General features: G+C 61.2%; 18 protein-coding genes. 6 read left to right on the top strand and 12 right to left on the bottom strand.

The features are described 5' to 3' along the window. Positions 1-106: 106 nt before the first annotated feature. The 5 genes from ACYQ47_RS08060 to ACYQ47_RS08040 all read right to left on the bottom strand — a co-directional run bounded on the left by ACYQ47_RS08060 (position 107) and on the right by ACYQ47_RS08040 (position 6,605). Entirely contained in the window at positions 107-1,234 is a 1,128-nt protein-coding gene (locus ACYQ47_RS08060; protein WP_459905029.1) for an acetoin dehydrogenase dihydrolipoyllysine-residue acetyltransferase subunit, read from the bottom strand. Beyond that, the gene (locus ACYQ47_RS08055; RefSeq protein ID WP_244829866.1) at positions 1,234-2,250 is read right to left on the bottom strand and encodes an alpha-ketoacid dehydrogenase subunit beta; all 1,017 of its coding nucleotides are present in this window, start codon (positions 2,248-2,250) and stop codon (positions 1,234-1,236) included. Before ACYQ47_RS08055 ends, ACYQ47_RS08060 begins: the two co-directional genes overlap by 1 nt. Positions 2,251-2,285: 35 nt before the next feature. Next, on the bottom strand, positions 2,286-3,290 hold the full coding sequence (locus ACYQ47_RS08050) for a thiamine pyrophosphate-dependent dehydrogenase E1 component subunit alpha (protein WP_459905027.1): 1,005 nt from the start codon (positions 3,288-3,290) through the stop codon (positions 2,286-2,288). Between the two features lie 20 nt (positions 3,291-3,310). Next, positions 3,311-4,375, bottom strand: coding sequence for an ATP-NAD kinase family protein (locus tag ACYQ47_RS08045; protein ID WP_250468948.1), 1,065 nt, complete (start codon positions 4,373-4,375; stop codon positions 3,311-3,313). A 226-nt stretch (positions 4,376-4,601) separates the two neighbouring features. After that, positions 4,602-6,605: a sigma-54-dependent Fis family transcriptional regulator gene (locus ACYQ47_RS08040; protein ID WP_459905026.1), complete on the bottom strand. Its 2,004-nt coding sequence runs from the start codon at positions 6,603-6,605 to the stop codon at positions 4,602-4,604. Positions 6,606-6,803: 198 nt separating this feature from the next. Here ACYQ47_RS08040 and ACYQ47_RS08035 point away from each other — a divergent pair, with 198 nt between their 5' ends. Next, positions 6,804-7,034 (top strand): hypothetical protein, encoded by a 231-nt coding sequence (locus ACYQ47_RS08035; RefSeq protein ID WP_250468944.1) that lies wholly within the window; start codon positions 6,804-6,806, stop codon positions 7,032-7,034. Between the two features lie 18 nt (positions 7,035-7,052). On the opposite strand, the gene ACYQ47_RS08030 is transcribed toward ACYQ47_RS08035, so the two are convergent. Next, entirely contained in the window at positions 7,053-7,820 is a 768-nt protein-coding gene (locus ACYQ47_RS08030) for an SDR family oxidoreductase (RefSeq protein ID WP_244829871.1), read from the bottom strand. Positions 7,821-7,942: 122 nt separating this feature from the next. After that, positions 7,943-8,440 (bottom strand): hypothetical protein, encoded by a 498-nt coding sequence (locus ACYQ47_RS08025; protein WP_459905025.1) that lies wholly within the window; start codon positions 8,438-8,440, stop codon positions 7,943-7,945. 401 nt (positions 8,441-8,841) lie between these two features. Between ACYQ47_RS08025 and ACYQ47_RS08020 the strand changes: the two genes are divergently transcribed. After that, positions 8,842-9,546, top strand: coding sequence for a glutathione S-transferase N-terminal domain-containing protein (locus tag ACYQ47_RS08020; RefSeq protein WP_459905024.1), 705 nt, complete (start codon positions 8,842-8,844; stop codon positions 9,544-9,546). 292 nt (positions 9,547-9,838) lie between these two features. Further along, on the top strand, positions 9,839-10,192 hold the full coding sequence (locus tag ACYQ47_RS08015; protein WP_250468939.1) for a hypothetical protein: 354 nt from the start codon (positions 9,839-9,841) through the stop codon (positions 10,190-10,192). Between the two features lie 74 nt (positions 10,193-10,266). Here the strand turns inward: ACYQ47_RS08015 and rpoD are convergent, their stop codons facing one another. From rpoD to ACYQ47_RS07990, 5 genes are all read right to left on the bottom strand, one after another. Next, a complete protein-coding gene (gene rpoD / locus ACYQ47_RS08010; protein WP_459905023.1) occupies positions 10,267-12,270 on the bottom strand; it encodes an RNA polymerase sigma factor RpoD in 2,004 nt (667 codons plus the stop codon). Positions 12,271-12,499: 229 nt separating this feature from the next. Next, complete coding sequence (locus tag ACYQ47_RS08005) at positions 12,500-13,846, bottom strand: replication protein O (RefSeq protein ID WP_459905022.1); 1,347 nt, start codon at positions 13,844-13,846, stop codon at positions 12,500-12,502. A 316-nt stretch (positions 13,847-14,162) separates the two neighbouring features. After that, complete coding sequence (locus tag ACYQ47_RS08000; protein ID WP_459905021.1) at positions 14,163-15,134, bottom strand: ParB/RepB/Spo0J family partition protein; 972 nt, start codon at positions 15,132-15,134, stop codon at positions 14,163-14,165. Continuing rightward, the gene (locus tag ACYQ47_RS07995) at positions 15,135-16,313 is read right to left on the bottom strand and encodes a ParA family protein (protein ID WP_459905020.1); all 1,179 of its coding nucleotides are present in this window, start codon (positions 16,311-16,313) and stop codon (positions 15,135-15,137) included. Between the two features lie 155 nt (positions 16,314-16,468). Further along, complete coding sequence (locus ACYQ47_RS07990; RefSeq protein ID WP_459905019.1) at positions 16,469-18,445, bottom strand: phage integrase family protein; 1,977 nt, start codon at positions 18,443-18,445, stop codon at positions 16,469-16,471. Between the two features lie 211 nt (positions 18,446-18,656). On the opposite strand from ACYQ47_RS07990, the gene ACYQ47_RS07985 reads away from it, so the two are divergent. From ACYQ47_RS07985 to ACYQ47_RS07975, 3 genes are all read left to right on the top strand, one after another. Then, complete coding sequence (locus tag ACYQ47_RS07985; protein ID WP_310391584.1) at positions 18,657-20,000, top strand: Nramp family divalent metal transporter; 1,344 nt, start codon at positions 18,657-18,659, stop codon at positions 19,998-20,000. Between the two features lie 273 nt (positions 20,001-20,273). Then, positions 20,274-23,834 carry an autotransporter family protein gene (locus tag ACYQ47_RS07980; protein WP_459905018.1) on the top strand — a complete coding sequence of 1,187 codons (3,561 nt, stop codon included), beginning with the start codon at positions 20,274-20,276 and terminating at the stop codon, positions 23,832-23,834. An 80-nt stretch (positions 23,835-23,914) separates the two neighbouring features. After that, the gene (locus tag ACYQ47_RS07975) at positions 23,915-26,152 is read left to right on the top strand and encodes a cytochrome P450 (RefSeq protein WP_459905017.1); all 2,238 of its coding nucleotides are present in this window, start codon (positions 23,915-23,917) and stop codon (positions 26,150-26,152) included. The last annotated feature ends 189 nt before the right edge of the window (positions 26,153-26,341 follow it).

The following is a 26,341-nucleotide window of genomic DNA, read 5'->3' as shown; positions in this document are numbered from 1 at the left end:
TGTCAGGACGCGCGGTGACAGCGACATCGCACATAGTAGCGAAGAAGCGGGCGCGCGGCTGAGAACGCGCCGCCTCGACGGCGCGTTGCCTCGACCCTGCGCGCGATCAGACGCCCTTGCCCACATGCTCCTTCAACAACGCGTTGACCTCGTTGGCTTTCTCCATCTGGCTCATGTGCCCGGCATCGTCGAATACGCGCACGGTCGCATGCTTCGGCGCGTTTTCGGCATGCGCCGCCGGGATGATCTGGTCTTTCGCGCCCCAGATCACGAGCACCGGCTTGCCGCTTTCCTCGAGCTTTCTTCCGGGCTGACCGCTCTGGCTGCCACCGCCGAAGAGCGCGCCACCGAGCGCAGTCAGTGCTTCGCTCACGCCATCCAGACGCTTGTACTTGAGCAAGTCGTCGAGCATTTGGCGGCTGACGAGCTCCGGATTGGCGAACAGCAGCTCGACCACTGGCTTCAGCTCGCGACGCGATTGTGCGCTCACGAAACCCTCGGTGTACGCGTTGTTCACTTCATCGCCGAAACCGGAGGGCGACACGAGCGCGACCGACTGCACGCGCGCGGGCGCATCGACGGCGAGTTGCGCGGCGATGCCGCCGCCCATGGAGTGCCCGACGAGATGCGCCTTTTCGATATTCACCGCGTCCATGAAGTGCGCGACGAAGCGCGCGAGATCCGCGAGCGTCGTGCCCGGCACCTTAGGCGTCGATTGCCCGTGGCCCGGCAAATCGAGCGCGAACACGCGATTGTGTTCGGCGAGCGCGTCGAGATTGAAGAGCCAGTTGTCGAGATCGCCGCCGAAGCCGTGGATGAACAGCACCGCGGACTTGCCCGCATCGTCGCCGCCGCGCGCGGCATAGCGCACGCGAATGCCGTCGACATCGACGAAGTGATATGCCGACGCCGCTTCGTCGCCCTCGCCTTCCTCGTCCGGCGGCGTTTCGTAGGACGACACATAGGCGTCGATATCGGCGTCGCTAACCTCGGCCGGCGCAAGCACGCCGAGGAGCGCTTTCACCGGCAGCGTGTCGCCCGCCGACGCAACCCTGCGGCGCAACGTACCCGCGTCGGGCGCTTCCACCGCGTTGGCGATCTTGTCGGTTTCGACATCGAGAATCGGCATGCCGACGGCGATCTGCGCGCCCTCTTCCACGAGCCACTCGTTTACCGTGCCTTCCTTCATCGACAAGCCCCATTTGGGCATGACAATAGGTGTGATTGCGGGCATCAGTGCTTTCCTCCCTTCATCGTTTTACGCGCGGCATCGGCGATTTGCGCAGCGCTCGGAATGTACAGATCTTCAAGCGTCGGCGAGAACGGCACGGGGGTGTGCGGCGGCGCGACCATTTCGATGGCCGCTTTCAGCGCGCCGAACGCTCGCTGCGCGACTTGCGCCGAGATATCCGTGGCGATGTTGCAGCGCGGACTCGCTTCATCGACGACGACGAGCCTTCCCGTGTTCTCGACCGTTTCGAGCACGGTGTCCATATCGAGCGGCGACAGCGAGCGCAGATCGACGATCTCGGCTTCGATGCCTTCCTTCGCGAGCGTCGCGGCCGCCTCCAGCGCGCGGTGCACCATCAACCCGTAAGTGACGATGGACACATCCTTGCCGTCGCGCACGATGTTGGCCTCGCCGAACGGAATGGCATACGAGTTCTCGGGCACTTCGCCTTCGAAACCGTAGAGGTTCTTGTGCTCGCAGAAGATGACCGGGTCGTTGTCGCGAATCGCCTGAATCAAGAGACCCTTGGTGTCGTAAGGCGTGGACGGACAGACGACCTTGAGACCGGGAATATGCGTGAAAAGCGGCGTCAGCATCTGGCTATGCTGAGCGGCCGCGCGAAAGCCCGCGCCGACCATCGCGCGAATCACGACGGGCGTTTCGGCCTTGCCGCCGAACATGTAGCGGAACTTGGCGGCCTGATTGAAGATCTGGTCGAAACACACGCCCATGAAGTCGATGAACATCAATTCCGCGATCGGCCGCATGCCGCACGCCGCCGCGCCGATTGCCGCGCCCACGTACGCCGATTCGGAGAGCGGCGTGTCGAGCAGCCGGTCGCCGTGCTTGGCGTACAGTCCTTTCGTGACGCCCAGCACGCCGCCCCACGCGTCTTTCTCGCCGTCCGCGCCGGCGCCGCCGACGATATCCTCGCCAAGCAGAATCACGCTCGGATCGCGGGTCATTTCCTGGTCGATGGCTTCGTTGATCGCCATCTTCATGCTCAGTTTTCGGGCCATGATGATTTGTCTCGCTAAGTGTTTTGAATGGGCGATCAATACTTCACGTACACGTCGGTGAGCAGGTCGGCCGCGGCCGGCAGTGGCGCGTCCTTCGCTTCCTGCACGGCGCGGTCGATCAGCGCGGCGACTTCGCGGTCGATGGCATCGAGTTCGCCGGGAGAGATCACGTCGGCTTGCGTCACGGCATTCGCGAACTTCTTCAGGCAATCCTTGTTCGAGCGGATATCGTCGAGTTCGCCGGGCGCGCGGTACGTCTGCGCATCGCCTTCGAAGTGGCCGTAGAAGCGGATCATCTTGCATTCGAGCAGCGCCGGGCCGCCGCCTTCACGCGCTCGGCGGATCACTTCGCCCGCTGCTTCGTGCACCGCGAAGAAGTCGGTGCCATCCACCGTCACGCCGGGAATGCCGAAGCCCGCCGCGCGATCCACGTAGCTATCCACCGCCGTGCCGTAATCGCGCGCGGTCGATTCCGCGTAGCCGTTGTTCTCGATCACGAAGATCACCGGCAGATTCCACACCGCCGCGAGATTCAGGCTTTCGAGAAAGGTGCCTTGGTTCGACGCGCCATCGCCCGCGAAGGTGATGCCCACTTCGCCCTTGCCGCGAAACTTCGCCGCGAGCGCCGCGCCGCAGATCAATGGCGCGCCCGCACCGAGAATGCCGTTCGCGCCCATCATCCCTTTGGACAGGTCGGCGATATGCATGGAGCCGCCCTTGCCGTTGCACGAGCCGCCCTTTCTGCCGTAGATCTCTTTCATCATCGCGACGGGATCGACGCCTTTCGCGATGCAGTGCCCATGTCCGCGATGCGTGCTCGCAATGCGGTCGCCGTCGTTCAGGTGATGCATGATGCCGACGCCCGCCGCCTCTTCGCCCGCATAGAGATGGACGAAACCGGGGATGTCGCCGCGACCGAAATCGACGTGCAGACGCTCTTCGAAATCGCGGATCGTGCGCATCTTGCGGTAGACACTCAGCAGTTCTTCCTTCGATAACGGCAAGCCTCCCGCATGCTGCGGGGTTTGCGACGATGTCATGTCTGTCTCCTTCGATCGGGTTAAACGACGGTGCTGGCAGTGTTGCCGGATAAGCGCATGAGTCCGGCGCGCGCGGCATAGCGCATGCACGCGGCGACATCGATGCTGCGAAACGCGTTCTCACGCAAGGTGATGGTCACTTCGTCGCCGGGGCCGAAAGCAAGCTCGCGCTCGCCGTCCAGCGCGACGATGCCCGCGCGCTGCTTGACGCGTTGCGGCACGCCATCGGCCAGGCGCTGCCAGCTTGCGATCGGCACGCGCTCCATCAAGCCCGGCGCAATGGGCGCGCAAAGTTCGAATTCGCCCTTGCCGGATGCGGCCAGTTCGACGGCGAGGCCGCCCGGCTCGTGACGGCCGATTGGTTCGAGCAAGCCCGCGATGGCCGACATGCCGATGGCCTGCGGATCGGCATAAGACACGTAGACGGCCGCGAGCGTGTCGATCTTCCAGAGCGCGCGTGCGCCGACGAATTTTTCGTGCGAGATGACGGCATCGACGAGCGCGATGTCATGGCGCACGGCGCCGTTCTGATCGCGTATGTCGATGTCGAGGCGCTTGTTCGACATGAGCGCCTGCGCGGCCGGAATGCGGCCGGTGGCGTAAAGACCCGTGGCGAGCCCGGAGATGGTCGGCTCGCGCATTTCCGGGTAGGCGTTGTTCGTGCCCGTCGATAAACCCGCGAGCGGCACCGCGCCGCACTCGCGCACCACCGCGCGATGCGTGCCGTCGCCGCCCAGCACGATGAGCGCCGCCGCGCCCGCGTCCTGCATCATGCGCGCCGCGCGAAAGGTGTCGTCGACCCGCGCGGTCACGGGCATATCGAGGAATTCGACGCTCGCGAGATCCGCGTCGTGCCCATGCTTGCGCGCGAGATGACGCGCGAGCATGACCTTGAGCCCTTCGCGATCCGGCATCATCAGGACGCGCTCGACGCCGCACGCCGCAAGCGACGACAAGAGCCGCAGCACGATATTCACGCGATCCGCGAGTTGCAGGCTGTTCGCGTTGGCGATCACGCGCCGGATGTCGCGCGCCGAAACCGGATTGGCGATGATGCCGACGAGCGGCTCGACGCTGTCACGCATGCTGGTGTCTCCGTTGACCCTGGCCGAAAGAAAGACGCTTCGTCGGGCGTTGGAATGGTTGTGAGGCGAGTAAAGGCAAGCGCTATGCCAATTGGAATAGCGAGGGATTACCCGGAAATAACGGGTGTTTTACGAGAGGTAGTGCACGTTGCACACCTGCCGCCGTGACAGGTGTCACAGCGGCAGGTGTCTCATGGAGGACAGGCGTATCGCGAAATGCGGATGCTCAACGTTCGCCCGCGTCACGTTGATTCGGCGAACGAATGCCATAGCGCGCCATGCGCCGATACAGCGTCATGCGGCTCACGCCGATCTGCCGAGCCACGGCGCTCAGGTTCCAGCTCGCCGCGCGCAGATACTGCATCAGCAACATGCCTTCGGGCGGCAGGCGATGTGTATCGAACGCTTCGTCGGCCACATGTGCATGCGGCGGTTGCGGCGCGGCGTCGTGCGCGGTCGATTCGACGAATCCATCCGGCAGATCGGCCACCTCGATCACGCCATCCGCGCACACCGCGCGCGCGTAGCGCAGCACGTTGTTGAGCTCGCGCAGATTTCCCGGCCACTCATGCCGATGCAAACAAACCCGCGCCGCCGGCGACAACGCGACGGGACCATGCGCGGTATCGGCATCGAGGAACTTGCGGATCAGCCAGTCGAGATCGGATCGTTCGCGCAGCGGCGGCAACGCGAAGCGCGCGCCGTTCAGACGGTAGTACAGGTCTTCGCGAAAGCGGCCGTCCTGCATCAGCGCGTCGAGCGAATGATGCGTCGCGGAAATTACGCGCACGTCCACGGAAACCGGACGCGACGCGCCTATCGCCAGAACTTCGCCTTCGGCCAGCACGCGCAAGAGACGAGATTGCAACTCGCGCGGCATGTCGCCGATTTCATCGAGGAAAAGCGTGCCGCCATCGGCTTCCTGAATCAGGCCGCGCTTTGCTTTTGGACCCGCGCCGGAAAAGCTGTTCGGCAGATGCCCGAACAATTCGCTTTCGATGAGCGTCTCCGGTATCGCCGCGCAGTTCACCGCGACGAACGGACCCGCGCGCCGCGCACTCGCGCGATGCAGCGCCTTCGCGAAGAATTCCTTGCCGCTGCCGGTTTCGCCGTTCACGAGCAGATTGATCGGCGAATCGACGAGTTTGGCGGCGCGTTCGAGTTGCCGCGCAAGCGCGGGATCGCCGCGGCCGAGGGCGGCCAGCGGCGCGGGAATGCCGGGCGCGCCTGCGGATTTTTCTTGCGTCGATGGCGCGAAACATGGCGCGGGCGGCATCACGCTCAGATAAAGCAGCGCGCCGCTGCGCGCAAGCGGCAGCGCGCGCAGTTCGCTCGGCCGCGAATAGACGAAACGGCTCAAATCTTCCAGACGCGCTTCGAAGAGCGCATCGAAACGCATGCCGAGAAGCGACGCCGCCGTTTCTCCCGGCGCGATAGGCTTCCCGATCTCGGCCGCCAGCATTTCGTGCGCGCGCCGGTTATGTCCGACGATGCGCCCGCCCTCATCGAGCGCGATCAGATATTCAGGATCGACATCGACGAATTCGGGCGATGTGTTGAGCTTGAGAATCCAGTCCTGCCTATGCGTGCGCAGAAAAATCGCGTTCTCGATATGCCGCACGTAGATGCGCACGAGTTGCAGCGCGAGGTTCTGGCTGTCGCGCGCTTGCGGTGAAGTCAGCGCGGAGATGTCGAGGATCGCGGTGAGCGCGCCGCGCGAATCGAAGAGCGGCGCGGCCGTGCAAGTCAGCGGAATATGCGTGGCGTCGAAGTGATCGATCTGATGCACGGTCAGCGCCTGCCCCGTCGCGAGCGCAGTGCCGACCGCACACGTGCCCGCGCCGTCCTCGCTCCATTCCGCGCCGAGATAGAGCCCGGCACGACGCAAGGCCGTATCGGCGTTCGCGTCGCCAATGTAATCGACCGTCACGCCGAGCGCGTCCGTCAGCAGCACGACGTAACCCATCCCCGCGACCTGCTCGTAAAGTGTTTCCAGTCCATGTCGAGCGATGCGTGCGAAATCGTCGATCCGTTGCTGATGCTCTCGCAAGCGCGTCTGCGTCAGGATGCGCGCTTCCTGCATGCGCGACGGATCGAGCCCGTATTGATGAACGCAACGACGCCATGAAGTCTGAATGATGCTTTCCTGCGTGCGCGCAGGCGCCAGAACCTGCGCGCGCGTCGTCGCCGCGACGACTGCCTCGATGTGCTCGCGTTGCCGCATGTCCATGCGTGCTCTCCTGGGTGTCTCGTGCCCGGACGCTCGTTGGCTGGCGTCTTTTGTCGCTCGCGCACGGTCGTGCGACCGCGGGTAAACCGCTCCGCGCGCGGCGTCGTTCAGGCCATATGATGCTCGAATCGGCAGGACGCGTCATGCAGCGCACTGGTTGCGCCGCAGCAATCAACGTGGAAAAACAGGAGACGAGCGATGGCAAAAATCGCCTACGAAGACTTCGAGCGGCAAGTCGTGCAGCATCACCTGATCAAAGGCAACGTGTATGAGAACGGTGCGACGCTGGTCGAGCGCGCGAACCGGTGGATCAAGGAAAACGGTGTGGATGTACTGAACGTCGAGAGCCTCTCGACGTTCGGCGCGGGCGACGATACCAGCGTCAGCCATTGGTACTCGGGCATTCGCGTCTGGTATCGCACCACATGAAAGGCGCGTTCGACTGAATCAGCCGCGACCGACGAACGGCATCTTGGTCGCCATCACGGTATGGAACAGTACGTTGGCTTCGAGCGGCAGATTCGCCATGTAAAGCACCGATTGGCCGACAATCTTCACGTCCATCATCGGTTCGATGGCGGTCTCGCCGTTCGCCTGCGGCACGCCGCGCGACATGCGCTCGGACAGATCCGTCAGTGCGTTGCCGACATCCACTTGACCGACCGCGATGTCGTACTTGCGGCCATCGAGCGATGCGGATTTCGTCAGTCCACCGACCGCGTGCTTGGTCGCCGTGTAGGCGGCCGAATTCGGACGCGGTGCGCTCGCCGAAATGGAACCGTTGTTGATGATGCGGCCGCCTCGCGGTGTTTGCGCGCGCATCGTCCGGAACGCCTGTTGCAGGCAATAGAACATGCCGTTCAGATTGACGTTCACCACGCCTTGCCATTGCTCGGGCGTCCATTCTTCGAACGGTCCCGGCGGATTGCTCACGCCCGCGTTGTTGAACAGCAAATCGACGCGTCCGAAGCGCTCGACCGCCGCCGCAAAGAGCTTTTCGACCGATTGCGGATCGGAGACATCCGTCGGAACGGCAAGCGCGCGTTCGCTTGCGTCGGCTTCGCCGATGACCGCTTCGAGCGGCGCAGCGCGTCGGCCCGCGAGCACGACCGACCAGCCGTCGCCGAGTAGAGCAAGCGCCGCCGCACGGCCGATGCCGCTCCCTGCTCCGGTGACGATGGCAATGCGCTTCTGCTGATTCACTGCGTCGGACATGTCGGCGTTCTCCTGTTGTGGTGCGCGCGCACCCTTGTGAGTGCATCGCGCGATTGGAAGAACATTATCGACGAATGCGGAGACAAGCGCGGCGCTTTTCAGCGAGCGCTTTCAAAGACGTTTCAACGATTACTCGATGCTTCCGTCGCCACCGTGCGCGCGGCGTTGCGCATGTTGCTGCCATCGCAGAAGACGACGGTCATCATCATCGGCACGACTTCATGGACGATTGCGTTGCTGCCGGATTCGCGCACGCGATCCTCGACCGTATCTTTCGCGCCGAGCACGACGACGCCGTAAGCCGAGTCGTTGATCGGACGGCCGTTGCCCTGCTTGAACATGGCATCGCCCTGTTCGTAGCCGAGCACGGCATATACGCGAAACCCGTAGGCCGTGAGTTCGCTGCCTTGAGTCGGCTTGAACGCGTTGACCGAGTTGGCTTCGACGCGCATCGGCGAAGCGTCGATCGAGCGGTCGTCGCGCAGTGGCGCGATGAAGCGATGCGCGCTGGATTGGCAGTCGAGCTGGCCTTCGAGCGGACGGGCAGTCGAGAGGCCGGGTATCAGCGCGCCGGCGAGTGCGGCAAGGACGGTAAGCGTGGCGAAAGGGACGGTTTTCATGGCAGCAGCAATTCAACGGTTGAGTTGATCGACACGGCGTGGACTACGTTTTGTGTAATGCAATAAGCAAGCCAATTTTTTAGTTTGTCTTTGTTTGCGGTTGCCTGGGCGGTGAGTCGTGACGGTGGTGTGCGCTAACTGCTTGTCTTCGCTGTGGTTTTTACAATTGCGCGTGTAGTTGATTCGTGCGGTTTTGTAAGCGCGATTGAATTGCTTCGATACCCGATGTGTTTGGGTTTGGACGACAAAGTTGCATGTGCAACGACAGTCGGCCCGAGTGCGCGTCGGCGAAACAACGGGACCTTTGGATAGAAGTAATTGCAAGCGCCCAGGCCAGCTAATGATGCGAGCTGTTGATTACCATCGGCTATATTGAGCAATTCTTTTCTTCTGGAACCAGCATGACTTCTTTAGTCGATTTTCCGATCACCCAGAAGTGGCCAGCACAACACCCCGAACGCATTCAGCTTTACTCGCTACCGACGCCCAATGGCGTGAAGGTGTCGATCATGCTGGAAGAGACAGGGCTGCCTTACGAGCCGCATCTCGTGCGATTCGATACCAACGATCAAATGTCGCCCGAATTCCTGTCGTTGAATCCGAACAATAAGATTCCCGCGATCATCGATCCGAACGGTCCGAACGGTCAACCGCTGCCGCTTTTCGAATCCGGGGCGATTCTGATTTATCTCGCCGATAAAAGCGGCCAATTCGTTCCGGCAGACCCGGCGCAACGCTACGAAGCCATTCAATGGCTGATGTTCCAGATGGGCGGTGTCGGCCCGATGTTCGGCCAGGTCGGATTCTTCAATAAATTTGCCGGCAAGGAATACGAGGACAAGCGTCCGCGCGATCGCTACGTCGCCGAAGCGAAACGCCTGCTCGCAGTCCTCGACAAACACCTCGCCGGCCGCGACTGGATTTCGGGGAATGAGTACAGCATCGCCGATATCGCGACGTTTCCGTGGATTCGCAATCTAGTCGGATTTTATGAAGCACGCGATCTCGTCGGTTTCGACGATTTCGCGAACGTAATGCGCGTGCTCGATGTCTTCCTCGCGCGCCCGGCGGTTCAACGTGGACTAGAGATGCCGAAGCGCGTGTGATCGTTGGATTTTTGCTTGATCAACCGTCGCTGACGATATTGCCGAAATCGTGCGGAAACGGTTAAGGGCGAACGCGCGTGCCAGTCGCAGCTTTTTGACACGTTAGACGCGTTCGCTGGGACAGGTCCACAATGTGGGGCATCGCGCGAAAATCAGACGTCGGGTTAAAAGCGTTTTGCATCAACAGTTTGCACCGACGTTGCTCAGGTTATCCACAAGCCTGTCCAGTGCGGATGTGGATAAAAAGCGAAGCGCGCCTTTTCAATGCGACCGTTTCGGGAGCCGGCAACCCATGAATGTTATTTCCTGTTCCCAAACCGCGACGCGGCCCGGCCGCCGATTCGCCGTTGCCGTGCTTGCGTTGATTTGCGTGGTCGCTCATGCGGAAACGCAGTGTCCGGGTTACGTCGAAACCGGCGCCGGCAGCGCGTTCGATCTGGCTGGCATCATCAAGGACACCGGGTCGCCGCAACTTGCGCTGGATCGGGTGCGCAAAGCGGTATCGAAAATCGATGCGGGCGGCGGCTGCTCGATATTCGCCAACACTCGTGCGTGTGAGGAAACGCTCAACCTTGCGCATAAGGCAATCGACGCGTTGCAGACGTGTTCATCGACGTCGGCGCCGAAAGGTACATCGCACGGTTGAGAAAATCGCGGACGAAAAAAACGCGCCGCCAAAACTGGCGGCGCGTTTCGATGCCTCAACAGCCCTTAAAACGATCAGCGATCCAGGAAAGGACGCAGCTTGTCCGCGCGGCTCGGATGCATGAGCTTGCGCATTGCCTTGCTTTCGATCTGGCGAATACGCTCGCGCGTCACATCGAACTGCTTGCCCAATTCTTCGAGCGTGTAGTCGGACGCCGTATCGATACCAAAGCGCATGCGCAGAACCTTCGCTTCACGCGGCGAAAGCGCATTGAGCGCATCGTCGATTGCGGCGCGCATATTCGCGTGCACGGCCGCATCCGCCGGCGATGCCGCGCCTTGGTCCTCGATCATGTCACCGAGCGTCGCGTCGGCATCTTCACCGACCGGCGTTTCGAGCGACACAGGTTGCTTCGCAATCTTCAGGATGCCGCGAATCTTCTCTTCCGGCATTTCCATGCGTTCCGCGAGCACCGACGGATGCGCTTCCTGTCCCGTCTGCTGCAGGATTTCACGCGAAATGCGGTTCAGCTTGTTGATCGTTTCGATCATGTGAACCGGCACGCGAATCGTGCGCGCCTGATCGGCAAGCGAACGCGTCACAGCCTGACGAACCCACCAGGTTGCATACGTCGAAAACTTCCAGCCACGACGATATTCGAACTTGTCCACTGCCTTCATCAAGCCGATATTGCCTTCCTGAATCAAGTCGAGAAACTGCATGCCGCGGTTGACGTACTTCTTCGCAATCGAAATCACGAGACGCAGATTTGCCTCGATCATTTCACGCTTGGCCTGACGCATCTTCAACTCGGCAGCCGTCATCTGACGATTGATCTGCTTGAGCTGCTTGAGCGGCAAGGCAACACGCGCTTCGATGTCGATGAGCTTTTGCTGTTCGGCCTGAATGGCCGGCAAACTGCGCTCGAGCGACGCGCCGTATTGACGCGAAGCCGCCGCCGTGCGCGCCGTCCATTCGAGATCGGTCTCGTTGCCAGGGAACGATTCGACGAACTTGTCGCGCGGCATGCCGCAACGATCTACCGCGATTTGCAGCACGCGACGCTCGATCTCGCGAACTTGCGCAACCTGCTGCTGGACGTCCGCGCACAAACGGTCGATGGTCTTCGCCGTGAAGCGAATTGAACCGAGCTCGCGTTGAATCTCCGTGCGTGCCCGTTCGACGGCCTTCGAAGCCGCGGCGCCTGAACTCTTCGGACTGCTTGCTTGCTCGGCAAGCTCGCTCACGCGCGCGAAAACTTCCAGGCAATCCGCTTTGAGCTGCTTCAATCGCGCTTCATTCGATGCAGCGGAATCGCCGCCTTCGAGGTCGTCTTCGGAGTCTTCATCGTCGCCGGATTCGTCGGTGTCCGTATCAATCTCGGAAGTGTCCGATGTATCGGATGCCGAAATATCTTCTTCTACCGTATCGTCTTCCTTCAGACCGTCGACGAGTTCGTCGATCTTGATCTCACCCGATTCGACCTGAGCCGCGTCCGCAAGAATAGTGGCGACCGTGGACGGGCACGCAGCGATGGCCTGAATCATTTCATGCAAGCCATCTTCAATGCGCTTCGCAATGGCGATTTCGCCAGCGCGCGTCAACAGTTCGGTTGCACCCATTTCACGCATATACATGCGAACGGGGTCCGTCGTGCGGCCGAACTCGGAATCGACGGTTTGCAGCGCGTTCTCGGCTTCTTCTTCCGACTGTTCATCGGCGACGACAGCAGGCGCGTTATCGCTCAAAAGCAGTGTTTCAGCATCGGGCGCTTGCTCATACACCGCGACGCCCATGTCGTTGAACGTGCTAACGATGGTTTCCATCGCCGCAGTTTGCGCGAAGTTGTCAGGCAAGTGGTCATTGATTTCGGCGTGGGTCAAATACCCCCGCTCCTTGCCCAACTGAATGAGCGCGCGCATTTGGCGCTGACGCTCCTCTTCCTGCTCCGCCGTCGTGGGGACATCGGGCTGCATCGTGCCGGTCTGGCCCTTACCCTTCCCTGCCCGTCGACCCGCGGACCTGCGCGCCGGCGCGACAATATCCAGCTCCGAATCTTCCCGATCAAAACTTGCCATACTTTCTCCTCGACAGGTTTGCTCGACGATGACAGGTCCGTGCGCGAGCAAAAAGGCTCGCTGACTTTGGTAAGCATTCGGCGCACGCTTTTCGTTGCCGAGACTGCTGACTCTATATGGACGGGTGGCTGAAAATCGCTTCGAGCAAAATGCACAGTCCCGTCTAGTTCGACGTACTGCACCTTCCATTCGCCCTAGCGGGCGCAACCTTAGACTATATCAGCATTCGTTACGATGTGGGCTGTTTTTTCAATATGCCAGCTTGGGCTCCAATATAGCCAGTGTCGGCGACAAGGCTCGAGATTCGCGTACGCGCTGGCACTTGTTCGATGCTCGCCTTTTCGATGACGGACGCACTGTTCAACGCTCTTGGCAGTCCATTTGGCCCTTCGGCCTGTTTAGCAAGTATGAGCAACTTCAGCGCTTTCAAGCGCGACTGCGCCGCGTGCGAGCAAGTCGACGTCTTTAGGTCATGCGTGTCATCGATTTGAGATTTAGAGCGCGAACCTTGCGCTGGCGGCGCATCAGATCTGTGCGGAACGATCTTCCCGGCTTTGATGGCCGCGAGGAGGTCGGTCGCCCAGGCGCCTGCCCTAGTGCGGGAGTGTCGCTCGTTGCGATGATGCGTGGTGACGGATTTTGCGTCCTCAGAAACGAGGAATGTTCTTGCTCCGTCATGGCTCACAAAAGATTGACCGGCAAGTTCGGCAGAGGCTCTTTGCAGTTCGATGTCGCGAGCAATTTGAGTTTGCGTCTCAACGTGTCCTTCGTGAATGGTCCGCACGCGGTATGCAAAGTCGACGGGGGCACGAAGTAGTGCCCGAAGATAGCTGATCGGATGCTTCGCCCGTTGGAGGTGTTTCCAGGAGGCTTCGACTACATCGGACAGACGCTTTGCGTGTTCAGACGCTTCGCGCATGAGCCGGAAGATCAGGAAATGACGAAAGCCCAGACCGCGCAGGCGTTCGAGGTCCGCGGGGAGCTTTCCTGGTTGTCTCTTTTGATTAGTAGGGTATAGATCCTTATATATAGTGCCGTCTGCCACCGTGGCAGACGGCGAGGCCAAGGAAGAAGGTTGCTCGCGGTTTGATTTCGGCTCGTTTAAATTTTGAGCCTGAGTTGTCGTATCGCTACCTGGCTCAACAAGACCCAGAAGCGTAACGATCTTTGGGGTGAGATGTAGATAGGCACGTCCGAACAGCCCAGCGGCGCCGTAGCGAGTCTGCGGAGGGCGTGCAATCAAGCCTTCCTTCTCCAGATCCTCAAGGCTTCGATAGAACGTACGCATAGACTGCATTGCGCGGCCGGTTAGCAATTCACGGCGAGCGAAGATTGCCGCGTAGGGACGACGTGCGTCGACAGTGCGAGCCAGAGCGGCGAGTAGGGCTCGAGCGCGGGCAGGCAGTGCGGCGAGATGATTCGCTCGGTGAGCGGCTCGAAAGATGACCCAGGGAAGATTGGACCGATCGCAAGCGTAATCATCGAGCGCTTGTTGGTCCGCAAAGTTCTCGGATAATTCGTGGTTTTCGAGGCGAGAAAAGTCCTCGCCTGCAACGGAAAGTTGCGCGATATGCATGTCAAGTACATCCATTTTTGAAAATGGAGGACAAACGCTTGACTGCCGATCGCGATCCGCTAAACTTCGATCTGTGTACTTCGTGACCCGATTGGCGTCGGGAAGCGGACCGGGCGAGCAGCAGTTGAGCCCGAATTCAAAAGCCTTCGGTTGGCGCCGAAGGCTTTTGTCTTTCTAACGCAAATTACTTACATCGTTGCCTCGCGTTTATATTTTTCAAGTGATTGATTATTAACGAGTTTCTAGTAGGCTCATCGGTTGGCGCCATCTAAGCTTGAAGTAACTCGTTGATTTGAAACTAAAATCTTTTAGAGCCTCAGTTCCTTTCGGTTTCGGTCAACGTCTTGTTGATGAAGTCTGCAATTCGTTGCCCCCATTGCTCGGCGTCACCTGCGTCGTTCTCGAAGAATCGAACTCCGACTACGCCGTTCCTCGTTGAGACCTCGCAGACTTTTCTCCGTCCCGCGCGAACAACAGTAGTACTAGGTGCGACCGCCTTAGGCTTCTCTGCCGCCAGCGCCACTGCTTTGTCTTGCGTGAAGTTTTCGTCATCAATCAATCGGCGAACTGCTTCAACGACCTTTTCCGCTTTGCCTGCCTCAGTTAAAGCGGCGAGCTTTTGTGCAGCATTGCTGCCGAGTCTTTCCGGCTTTTCCGCAAGCGCCGCTTTTGCAGCCTCTGGCAGAGCGTCGAACGAAAAAATGCGGGTAACGTGGCTTTTGCTAAGTCCCGCGCTTTCCGAAATTTCGGTGCGCGAAAGCCCGCTCAGCTCCTGCAGGCGTTTGAAATTCCAATACTTCTCGAAGTCGGTCAGAGAAGGTGAAAGCAGGTTCGAGAAGAACGCCGCAAATTCAATTTCACCTTCTTCGATCGACGCCACGTTAGCGCGGATAGTGTTGCGACCAAGCTCGCGATATGCGGCCACACGGTTGTGACCAGCCACGATTTCATAACGCCCATCGGTAAGCGTGCGCACCAAAATTGGCGTTGCGAGAGCGTGCTGGGAAAGGTTGCTCTTCAGTTCCTGGAACTGTTCGCTGGTCAGCTTCCGCCGCCGCCCGCTGACCTCGATCAGCGCGTCAAGCGGTACTTCCAAGGCGGCCCGCTCTTCGAGTTGCGTTTCCAATTCTTTGATGCGCGCCTGCGCCGTGTTGATGCGATGCTGCGCGTCCATCAACCTTCCGGGTGACGTCCGCGCCTCCGTGCTCGTGACACGCGGCTGATTTGGCTCGGCCGGCTTGGTTCCGATGTTTGCAGTTTTTGCCAGCAGTCTGTCGCCGATACCCATTTAAGCCTCCGATTGATTCCAGGCGCGGACGAACTGCGCGTCGAGATGTTCGGCGAGCCGATCGAGCGGCTCTTTGAACCGGTTGTACGCGGCAGTGCTTCCGTCGGGCTTCGACAAGTCATAGACCGTGGACAGCTGAGCAGAAGCGCCCTTCGGTACCGTCGACTCGGGAATCTCAAACGGAAGGACGCGATCCCCATAAGCTTTCTGAAGCCAGCCGCGCACGACGCGCGACACATCGTCGGACTTTGCCTTGGTCAGAATCACATTGACGAAGTCGAAGCGCTTCTGTTCGAGCACGCCGGGCAGTTTCTTCGCTATGTCCGCGAACAGATGCCAGAATTGTGTAGAGCTCGCAAAGTCGAGTGCTTCGGGCGGGCAGGGCAGCAAGATTGCGTCGGAGGCGAGCAGGGCGTTGATCGTGAGATAACTAAGCGCTGGCGGCGTATCGATAACAACGGCGTCATACTCCGCCGTCAGCGGCAACAGGCCTTTGCGCAAAATCTCCCAAAACTCGAACGTGCTGTCGTTGAGAACCTTGGCCGGAATCTCGAACTCGGCGTCAAACAAGGACGATGACGCCGGGACGAGATCCAGGTTGTGCCAATAGGTCTCCTGCACCGCGTAGTGCAGCGTTTGCTGATCGCCGTATATAAGTGGAAGGAGCGTCTGATCGTCGGAGATCTCTGCATCCGGTGCCCAGCCGCAAAGCTGCGTAGTCGTGCCTTGCGGGTCGCAATCGATTACCAGCACGCGCCGCCCGAGCAGAGTGAGCGCCTGGGCGGCGGATACTGCGGTAGTGGTTTTCGCAACACCACCTTTGAAGTTCGCGACAGTAACGATACGTCCGCGTTTACCCTCGGGTCTTCGCGCTCGATCCTTGGTAGCCCGAATCCACGTCAACGTTTCTTCAAGCGTGAACTCCTTGCTCCGGCCGGCGCCTTTCGACGTTCCAGCGGGAAGTTCACCCTTGGTTGTGAGGTACTGAAACCGCTGCTTATCGACTCCGCAAAGCGAGGCCACCTGAGCACTCGTGAAAGTCGGCGCGCTTTTGCGGGGATACGGCTCCAGCATTGCGTCGCGGATCTGATTAAGAATGTCAGTGGCTTGGGCGGCCACTCCCAAGAGCGTCTCGATTGAGACGGATTGATCGACTTCGGGAAGCCGAGCGCTTAGCATTGAATTCGCGGTCACTGGCGGGCCTGAGTAAGCTATAGATTCTTCGGTTTGTGGAAAACATGCTGCAAACCGAAGAATAAACGGCCAACCGGTAAACCTCAAGTAAACTCTGAAGTTGTTTTATCCCAAACTCGGGCGTTTTTACAACACGACGTTTACTTGACGGGCAGCGAATCAGTCGACAAGGGCCCTTGAGCGGCGAATGTTGCCCTCCGAATCAATCGTTCGACGCCTAGTAGTTTGGACGAATCCTGATTTTCCAGGTAAACCTTCGTCGTCGAAAGTTTCGAATGACCCAAGTTAGCGCTGACCTCCGGTAACGCTGCGCCGTGCGTGAGCGCATGAATGGAGTGCGTGTGTCGAATCCAATGAGTGCTGGCCTGTGCGAGGCGCTTTCCGGAGCCGGGCACATGACCCTCGGCGAGAGCGGCCGCATTTGCGAACACCCGCTTGAACAGTTTGCCGATGCCATCCGGCCCAAGTGCATTGCCGCCGCGAGTCTGCGCGAGAATCGGCGTGCCTTCTGGACAGGCCAAGGGATCAGACAAACCGCGAAGCGCCAGATTTTCGATCAGCGCTTCCGCAACGGCCGGCGGCAAAAACACTGTTCTTGGTTCGCCGCGCTGACGCGCGACGCTTACTCGCCAGATCGGACCGGCAACGCCGGAAAGCCGTCCGACCGATAGCGCGTCCGTGGTCGCTGCGGCTAGTTCTCCCCGACGCATGCCGGTGGCATACGCCAAAAGCAGCGCCAAGCGGTCACGATGCTCGGCGAAACCATAGACATCGCGCGATACCGACTGCAGCACAATCTGCCACTGATCCGTATCGAGTGAGCGGTCCACGGCGTCGAAGACCGGCGGCTCGGCCACACGCGTCTGTGCAATAAATGGGTTTGTCGCCAGATACCCCTGCGCCTCTAGCCACGCGCCCATCGCGCTTAAAATTGCGCGCGCGGATTCCCGGCTTCGATCAGAAAGTGGCCCGGCAAAAGGCCGCCAGCTCGAAAGGCATCGATCGACGCGACCTTTTGCCACCCAGCGCGCGGAAGGCTGCGGATTCGGTAAAAAAGCCGTGATGTACTCGTTGCAGTCGGCCTCGTCCAAAGACGACATCGGCTTGTGTTTTTCCACCAAGGCCCAGAGCAGCAACCGTTCTGCTTCCCGGCGATAAGCCCTTTGCGTGTGCGCGCTGGCCGTTCGCGCGGCGAGCCACGCGTGGATTGCCTGCAGATCCGTGCCAAATTCTGACGGCCGTCGATTCGTCCCCTTCGACCCATCGAGCGCCGCGGGAACTCGCAGCGCTTCGAGCGGGACAATCCGAAGCGTCTCGTCCCGCGACCCAGTCCATTCCGAACCTCGTGCCGATGCGTCACTCGGCCAATCGCGCCGCGGCACAAGAGCCAACGGTGAAAAAGTATGGCTAAGCGAGTGCGCGTGAAGCTGCAACCAGTCCACGATTCGCTGCGCGCCTTTCGGCCCGAGTCGCGGAACCACCGTGTACCAGCGGTGGCGCCGGGTTTCGATCAGCGAAACGACGTCCCCGACGGTGGAAAGCCCGGCCGCCGCGAGCCGCGCCGTCACAACCGGTTCGAACCAGCCGTCCAGCGGGTGATCCGGCCGTGGCTCTTGCGCGAGACTTGCCTCCATTCGCGATAGCGCGTCGGTCTGCCGCCGTCGCAGCCGGAGATTGCGGGAAGCCCGCCGATCCAGCGCCGGTGTGGCTCCGGGCGGATATTCTTCCTCGTAGAGCGCTAATAATTCGGCTTCGCTATAGACGCCGTCGGGGTCGATCCGCTCGCGGTATTCATCGAGCGATGGCGTGTCCTGCGATTGTGGCGGCTCGAAAAGCGGGATACTGCCCGGCCGCAACCGTAAGAGGTAAGCGGCGTCGGTGTCGTGCGCGCGTCGGGCCAGCACCGAAAGCGTGTCGCGCAACGTGACGATAAGCCGACGTGTGGTACGGACATCCGTACCGGCATCGCCGTAAGACGCGTGAAGTTTCGCTTCGGAGACGCCATCTAAATAGCCGCGATACAGCGCAAAGTGTTGGCGAGTCAGGCGGCGCGTGGGCGAAAAGCGGGGCGTGTCCGCAGCCGGATTGGTTATACTCGCCGGGTTAGCTGTTGCCATCCTGCTTGATTTCCCTTTGTATTCAACTATTTGCGGGAAGATTATCAACCAGCTTCGAATTTGACAAGGAAAATCGCACAGTCTGATAAGTGGATTTATCAGACTGTGCGATTCGAAGGCCGATGTCGAACGAACCGTCAGCTTGAATGTTCAATTCGCAAAGCGCATATTTCCAGCACGTTCATAGCGGACTTTCAGGAGAGACGTGCCGATGCGCGGACCCAGACGCCCCGAGTTGAAGCAATCGGGAGAGGACGACGCTCCCCGCCCGAGTCTTCCGGAGGTCTTCGCGTCGGTGCGCGTGCCGGTGGGCGGATGGTGGTTCAGGCGCTTTCTCGCTTTCGCCGGGCCAGGCTACATGATCTCGGTCGGCTATATGGATCCGGGCAACTGGGCGACGGACATCGCGGGGGGATCGCGCTTCGGCTATACACTGCTCGCCGTCATCCTTCTTTCCAATCTGATGGCGATTCTTCTGCAATCGCTTGCCGTGCGCCTCGGCGTCGCGACCGGCCGCGATCTGGCGCAGGCGTGCCGCGATCATTATTCGAAACCGGTGAATCTCGCACTTTGGCTCGCCTGCGAGGCGGCGATCATCGCGTGCGATCTGGCCGAAGTCATCGGCACGGCCATCGCGCTGAAGTTGCTGTTCGGTATTCCGTTGATCGCCGGCGCGCTCGTCACCGCGCTCGATGCTTTCCTGCTGCTCTTCCTGATCAACAAGGGTTTTCGCCTGCTCGAAGCGTTCGTCATCGTGTTGCTCGTCGTGATAGCAGGCTGCTTTGCCTTGCAGATCGCCGCAGCCGCGCCACCTTGGGGCGAGGTTATGCGCGGCTTCGTGCCATCGACGGAAATCGTGACGAATCGCGAAATGCTGTACGTGGCCATTGGCATCCTCGGCGCGACGGTCATGCCGCACAACCTGTATCTGCATTCTTCGGTGGTGCAGACGCGCGCGTTCGGCGATTCGATTCCCGCCCGCCGCGAGGCGATCCGTTTCGCGACCATCGACAGCACGATTGCGCTGACCCTCGCGCTCTTCGTCAACGCGGCGATCCTGATCGTGGCCGCCGCCGTGTTCCACGCGAAGGGCCATTTTGAAGTCGTCGAGATCGAGGAAGCGTTCCGGCTCTTGTCGCCGCTTTTGGGTTTCGGCATTGCATCGACCTTGTTCGCGGTCGCGCTGCTCGCGTCGGGCCTGAACTCGACCGTCACCGCGACGCTCGCCGGCCAAATCGTCATGGAAGGTTTTCTGCGACTGCGCATTCCGAACTGGGCGCGACGGCTCATCACGCGAGGTCTTGCTATCGTGCCGGTCGTTGTCGTTACCGCGCTGTATGGAGAGAAGGGCACGACGCATCTGCTCGTCCTGAGTCAGGTGATCCTGTCGATGCAATTGCCTTTTGCCGTCATCCCGCTCGTCCGATTCGTTTCGGACCGACGCAAATTAGGTGTTTTCGTCGTTTCGCGCTGGACCGCCGCGCTGGCGTGGCTGGTTGCGGCGGTGATCGTCGTGCTCAACGTGAAACTGCTCGTCGATACCTTTTTCGTTTGAACGCGCCACGTCCTCTATATAGATAGAACGGCCGAGTAGTCGAAATGGCTTAAGGACGGAGTGATGGCACAAAGCCTTTCAACGACCATCCATCAAAGACGAAGTCCCTGAAAACGCCGACGCGATAGATTTTTCAGCATGCTTTGCTTAAATGAAACCCGTGCACTAACCTGACCTTTGCACCGTGGTAGCAGGTGAGTCGGTCGTTGGCGTGCGTGCAACTCTCCGCATCCACGCCAGGAAAAACGAAACAGTCGGGGCGTCGGAAAAAACATGAACTGCTTAAGGCCCGCTGTTCACCTGACGCCGCTCGTTCGAGGGTTATCGCTCGCGTTCGGTGTCTTTTGTCTTTCGCGTGCGCTGCCGGCTCTGGGCGCATGTGATAACAACGCACCGCAATCCGGCGAGACGGCTACGTGCGATACCCGCGTGCCCAATCCCTCGACCTCGCCGGTCATGGCGGTTTCAGGCAGCGTCAACGTGACGATCGACGTGTTGCCCGGCGCCGAACTCGATGTCGGTAGCAACAACGGCATCCTCATCCGCGACACGAGCCTCGCAAGCAACAGCGGCACGCTGCGGATCAATGCTGGCGGCGCCAATGCCATGACCAGTCAAGGCATTGGCGCCGGTCGCAATACGCTGCTGAACCGCGGCGCCGTCTTTACCACCGGCTCGGGCGCAGCGGGCATCTTCAACTCCGCTGCCGCGGTCACGATCCACAACGAATCGACGGGCGTCATCCGCACGAACGGTGCGAACGCCGCAGCGATGATCGACTCTCAAAGTTCGGGCAGCGGCACGCTGATCAATGACGGAGGCGTCGCGACGAGCGGCGCGAACTCGTACGGCATGGCCGCCGTGACGCATGGCGATTCCCTCGTGAACAACGGCACGATCACGACGACCGGTGCATTGGCGCACGGCGTCTTTGTCAACGCCAGTACGGGCGGCAACGTCATCACGAACAATGGCGCGATCGACGTGTCGGGCGATGGCGCGCATGGCATCGCTTCGCTCGATGCCTCGCCAGGCGCAATCGCCAACACCGGCACGATCACGGCGCGAGGCGCTGGCGGAACGGGCGCCTCCATCACCGGGCGCGTGTCCTTCGTGAATGCGGCGGGCGCGAGCATCGTGAGTCAGCAGGCAAGCGGGATCGCAGCGAACGGCGGCGGCACGCTCGACAACGCCGGCACGATTCAAGGCGCGACCGGCGTGACGATTGCCAACGGAGCCGAGACGATCAGCAACTCCGGGACGATTCGCGGCGACACCGGTGAGGCCGTCGTGGCGAACGGGCGCATCAACGTGTCGATCAGCAATACGGGCGTGATTGCCGGAAGCGCGGGCGTTGCCGTGCGCACCGATACCGGAAGCGACACGTTCAACATGCATGGCGGAACGGTCACGGGACAGGTTCGCCAGGGCGATGGCATCGACGCCTTCACGATGACGGCGGGCCAGCTCGATTCGCTCGATCAAGGCGATGGACGCGACACGCTCACGATGTCCGGAGGACGCATCGTCGGCTTGTTCGCGAATGGCGATGTTGCGCAAATCACGGGCGGGCGCATCGGCACAGCGGACTTGAACATCGGCAACAACGTCTTCAAGATGTCCGGCGGACAAATCGATGGCAACGTCACCGCCGCCCAGAACGACGACATTTTCTCGCTTTCGGGCGGGATGATTGGCGGACGGGTCGATCTCGGCAGCGGCACGAACACGCTGACCATCACGGGCGGCACGATCGGTCAGGGCGTGACGACGACGGGCGGAGCGGACACGCTCGCCTGGAGCGGCGGCGCGATCAGCGGGCCGGTGTCGCTTGGCGCGGGCAACGACACTGCCACGATTCGCAATCTGACCGATGCGACATTCGCCGCGACGACGCGCATCGACGGCGGCGCGGGCATCGACGCTTTGACATTCGACAATTCGCAAGTGAGCGGGCTGAACCGCTTCGTCGGTTGGGAGACGATTACTGCATCGAATGCAACGCAACTCACGTTCGATGCAAACGGCCTGACGCTCGGCGATACCACGACCGGCGCCGGATTACTCGATCTCGATGCGACGAGCACGATTTTGGCGGGCGGCATCGGGCGCGCGGCGATCCAGCCCGCCGTCGCCGGACAACTCGTTACGCTGAACAACGCGGGAACGATCGACCTGACGAACGGCGGCGCGAGTACGAGCGATGCGTTCGTCGTGAATGGCAACTACACGGGCAACAACGGCCGGCTGCTGGTGCAGAGCGTCGTAGGCGCGGACGGCGCGCCGAGCGACAGACTCGTGATTGCGCAAGGCGTGGGCGCCGGGACGACTTCGATTGGCGTAACTAACGTCGGCGGCGCTGGTGGGCTCACGGCGAACGACGGGATCCAGGTCGTGCGGGCAACCAACGGCGCGACGACATCGGCGGGCGCGTTCACGCTGGCGCATCCGGTAGCGGCGGGCGCTTTCCAGTATTACCTGTTCAAGGGTGGTGTCAGTGACGGAACGGCTGACAACTGGTATCTGCGGTCGAGCGTGCCTCCGGCTCCGGTTACGCCCGCGACACCGACACCGACACCGACACCGGCACCGACACCGGCACCGACACCAACGCCAACGCCAACGCCAACGCCAACGCCAACGCCAACGCCAACGCCAACGCCAACGCCAACGCCAACGCCAACGCCAACGCCAACGCCAACGCCAACGCCAACACCAACACCAACGCCAACGCCAACGCCAACGCCAACGCCAACGCCAACGCCAACGCCAACGCCAACACCGACACCGACACCAACACCAAACCCACCGACTCCAACCGCCGCCGCCGGAACACCACCGCTTCCGCCGCCGCCACCGCCTGGCGCGGCTCCGACGCCGCTTTATCGAACCGAAGTGCCCGTCTACACCGAAGTGCAGATCATCATGCGCGAACTGGCGATCCAGCAAATCGGCACATTCCACGAACGTCAGGGCGAGCAGTCATTGCTAGGCGAAACCGGCGCGCTGCCCGCCGCATGGGCGCGCGTCTGGGGCGGCCACGCGACGCTGCGCAACAGCGGCGCGGCGGACCCAGAATTCAGCGGTGGAATCGGCGGCGCGCAAGTCGGACACGATGTGTACGCCAATGCCAGCTCCACCGGTCATCGCAATCACTATGGCTTTTTCCTCGGCTTCGCGCGCGCAAGCGGCGATGTCAGCGGCTTCGCGCTCGGCTTCCCCAACTCGGCCGTGGGCCATCTCTCGGTCGATGCCTACAGCGCCGGCCTCTACTGGACGCATATCGGCCCCGGCGGCTGGTACACGGATGCCGTCGTGCTCGGCAGCACGCTCACCGCCGATCCGGTATCGAACCGCGGCGTCGGCGCCAGCACACACGGCACGACATTCGCCGCATCGTTCGAAGCAGGGCTGCCCATCGCGCTGCCCGCGGGCCTCGGCATCGAGCCGCAAGTGCAACTGATCTGGCAGCACGCGAGTCTCGACGATATCGATGACGGCATCTCGCACGTATCGTTCGATGAAGCGAGCGGTCTGATCGGGCGGCTCGGCCTACGTTTGTTCGCCAACTTCGATGCGGCCGGGACTTCGTGGCAGCCTTATTTGCGCGCGAACCTCTGGCGCTACTTCGGCGCCACCGATACCGTGACCTTCGCCGCATCGACCGTGATTCCGACGAGCGTATCCGCCACGACCGCGCAACTCGGTGCGGGTATCGTCGCGAAGGTGAGCGCACGCGGCAGCGCGTTCGCCAACGTGAATTACACGACGAATATCGGCGGCGCGCGTCGCAGCGCGATCGAAGGCGGTCTCGGCGTGCGGTGGAAGTGGTGAGCGCTCGTTGAAACCTGTTCGCTCGCGTGACTCCATGCATACTATTGGAGACTAAAAGAGCACGAACACAGGAGACGAAGATGAGCAGCGCGCCGCAATGCCCCCTGCACGACGATGCCTCTCTCGCCCCGAACGGCTGCCCTGTCAGCTCGCGCGCGGCCAGTTTCGATCCCTTCGGCGACGGCTATCAGCAAGACCCGCCCGAATATGTTCGCTGGGCGCGCGAGCAGGAGCCTGTCTTTTATAGTCCGAAGCTCGGCTACTGGGTCGTCACGCGCTACGACGACATCAAGGCGATCTTCCGCGACAACCTCACGTTCAGTCCGTCGATCGCGCTCGAAAAGATCACGCCCACGGGTCCCGAAGCCAACGCCGTCCTCGCGTCCTACGGGTTTGCGCTCAACCGCACGCTCGTCAACGAAGACGAGCCCGCGCACATGCCGCGCCGCCGCGCGCTGATCGAGCCCTTCACGCCCGACGAGCTCGCGCATCACGCGCCGATGGTCCGCGCACTCACGCGCAGCTACGTCGATCGCTTTATCGACGATGGCCGCGCCGATCTCGTCGATCAGATGCTCTGGGAAGTGCCGCTCACCGTCGCGCTGCATTTTCTCGGCGTGCCCGAGGAAGACATGGACACGTTGCGCCGCTACTCGATCGCGCATACGGTCAATACATGGGGTCGTCCGAAGCCCGAAGAGCAGGTCGCCGTGGCGCACGCGGTCGGCAATTTCTGGCAGTACGCGGGCAAGGTGCTCGACAAGATGCGCGAAGATCCGTCCGGTCCCGGCTGGATGCAGTACGGCATCCGCAAGCAAAAGGAGCAGCCCGAAGTCGTCACCGACTCCTATCTGCATTCGATGATGATGGCGGGTATCGTCGCCGCGCACGAAACCACCGCAAACGCGACCGCCAACGCCATGAAGCTGCTGCTGCAACATCCCGACGCGTGGTGCGACATCTGCGACGACCCGAGCCTCATTCCGAACGCGGTCGAGGAATGCTTGCGCCACAACGGTTCGGTCGCGGCGTGGCGGCGGCGCGCGACGAAGGACGTGGTCATCGGCGGCATCGCGATTCCGGCGGGCTCGAAGCTGTTGATCGTGACCTCATCGGCGAATCACGATCAGCATCAGTTCGCCGACGCCGACCTCTTCGACATCCGCCGCGAAAACGCCAGCGATCAACTGACTTTCGGCTACGGCGCGCATCAATGCATGGGCAAGAATCTCGCGCGCATGGAGATGCAGATTTTCCTCGACGAACTCACGCGCCGTTTGCCGCACATGAAGCTCGCGGAGCAGCGCTTTACCTATGTGCCGAACACTTCGTTTCGCGGACCCGAGCACGTGTTCGTGGAATGGGACCCGGCGATGAACCCGGAGCGCGCGGACGCGTCGGTGCGCGATGCGCGCGAAGTGGTGCGGATCGGCGAGCCGTCGGCGCATGCGGTGAGCCGGCCGGTGGTCGTCGAAAGCGTGGAGGCGTGCGCGGATCGCGTCGTGCGCGTGCGTCTCGCTTCCGCCGATGGCCGCGCGCTGCCGCGCTGGACGGCGGGTTCGCATATCGATGTCGTCTGCGGCGACACGGAGAGTCGCGGCGGCTCGGCATGGGTGCACGGCAATGTGAAGCCCGGCGCGCATTGGCGCATTCGCGGGCCGCGCAATCACTTCCGGCTCGACGAGACCGCTGACAGGCTCGTGCTGATCGCGGGCGGTATCGGCATTACGCCGATCGGTGCGATGGCGCGGCGCGCGCGCGCCGTTGGCATCGAATACGAAGTGCACTACAGCGGCCGCTCGCGCGCGTCGATGGCGTTCGTCGATGAACTCACCGCGCTTCATGGCGACCGTCTGCGTGTGTATGTGTCGGCGGAAGGCGAGCGCATCGACTTCGCGTCGCTGCACGTCGATGGCGGCACGCAAGTCTATGCATGCGGTCCCGCGCGCATGCTCGATGCGCTCGCCGCAGTCAGCGACGCGTGGCCGGAAGACGCGCTCACCACGGAACATTTCGAATCGACACTCAGTGAACTCGATCCCGGCAGCGAGCACGCGTTCGAAGTGGAACTGAAGGACTCCGGCTTCACGCTGACGGTTGGAGCGGGGGAAACTTTGCTTGCGACACTGAGGCGCGCAAACGTCGATGTGCAAAGCGATTGCGAAGAAGGTTTATGCGGCTCTTGCGAAGTGCGCGTGCTCGACGGAGAAATCGATCATCGCGATGTGGTCCTGACTAGAGCAGAGCGGCAATCGAATCGCCGCATGATGACGTGCTGCTCACGCGCGAAAGGATCGCGGCTTGTTTTGGAGCTTTGATAATCGGCTGGGGCGAACTTTCTGTGCGGCGCTTGAGCGCATATAAAGAGGTCGCTCATACGCCCGATCTTTATCAATCGAAAAGCCGATTAACCCGAAGGTGAAATGTTGATATTCCGCTCCGTCATCGTTCGTATAAGTTTTCGGAAGGTTTTGTGATAACCAAAGCATATCTGTAACGATCCAAAT

The sequence above is a fragment of the Caballeronia sp. HLA56 genome (genome assembly GCF_054655155.1).
The sequence above is the reverse complement of the archived record's forward strand: the minus strand, read 5'-3'. Positions and strand labels throughout refer to the sequence as shown.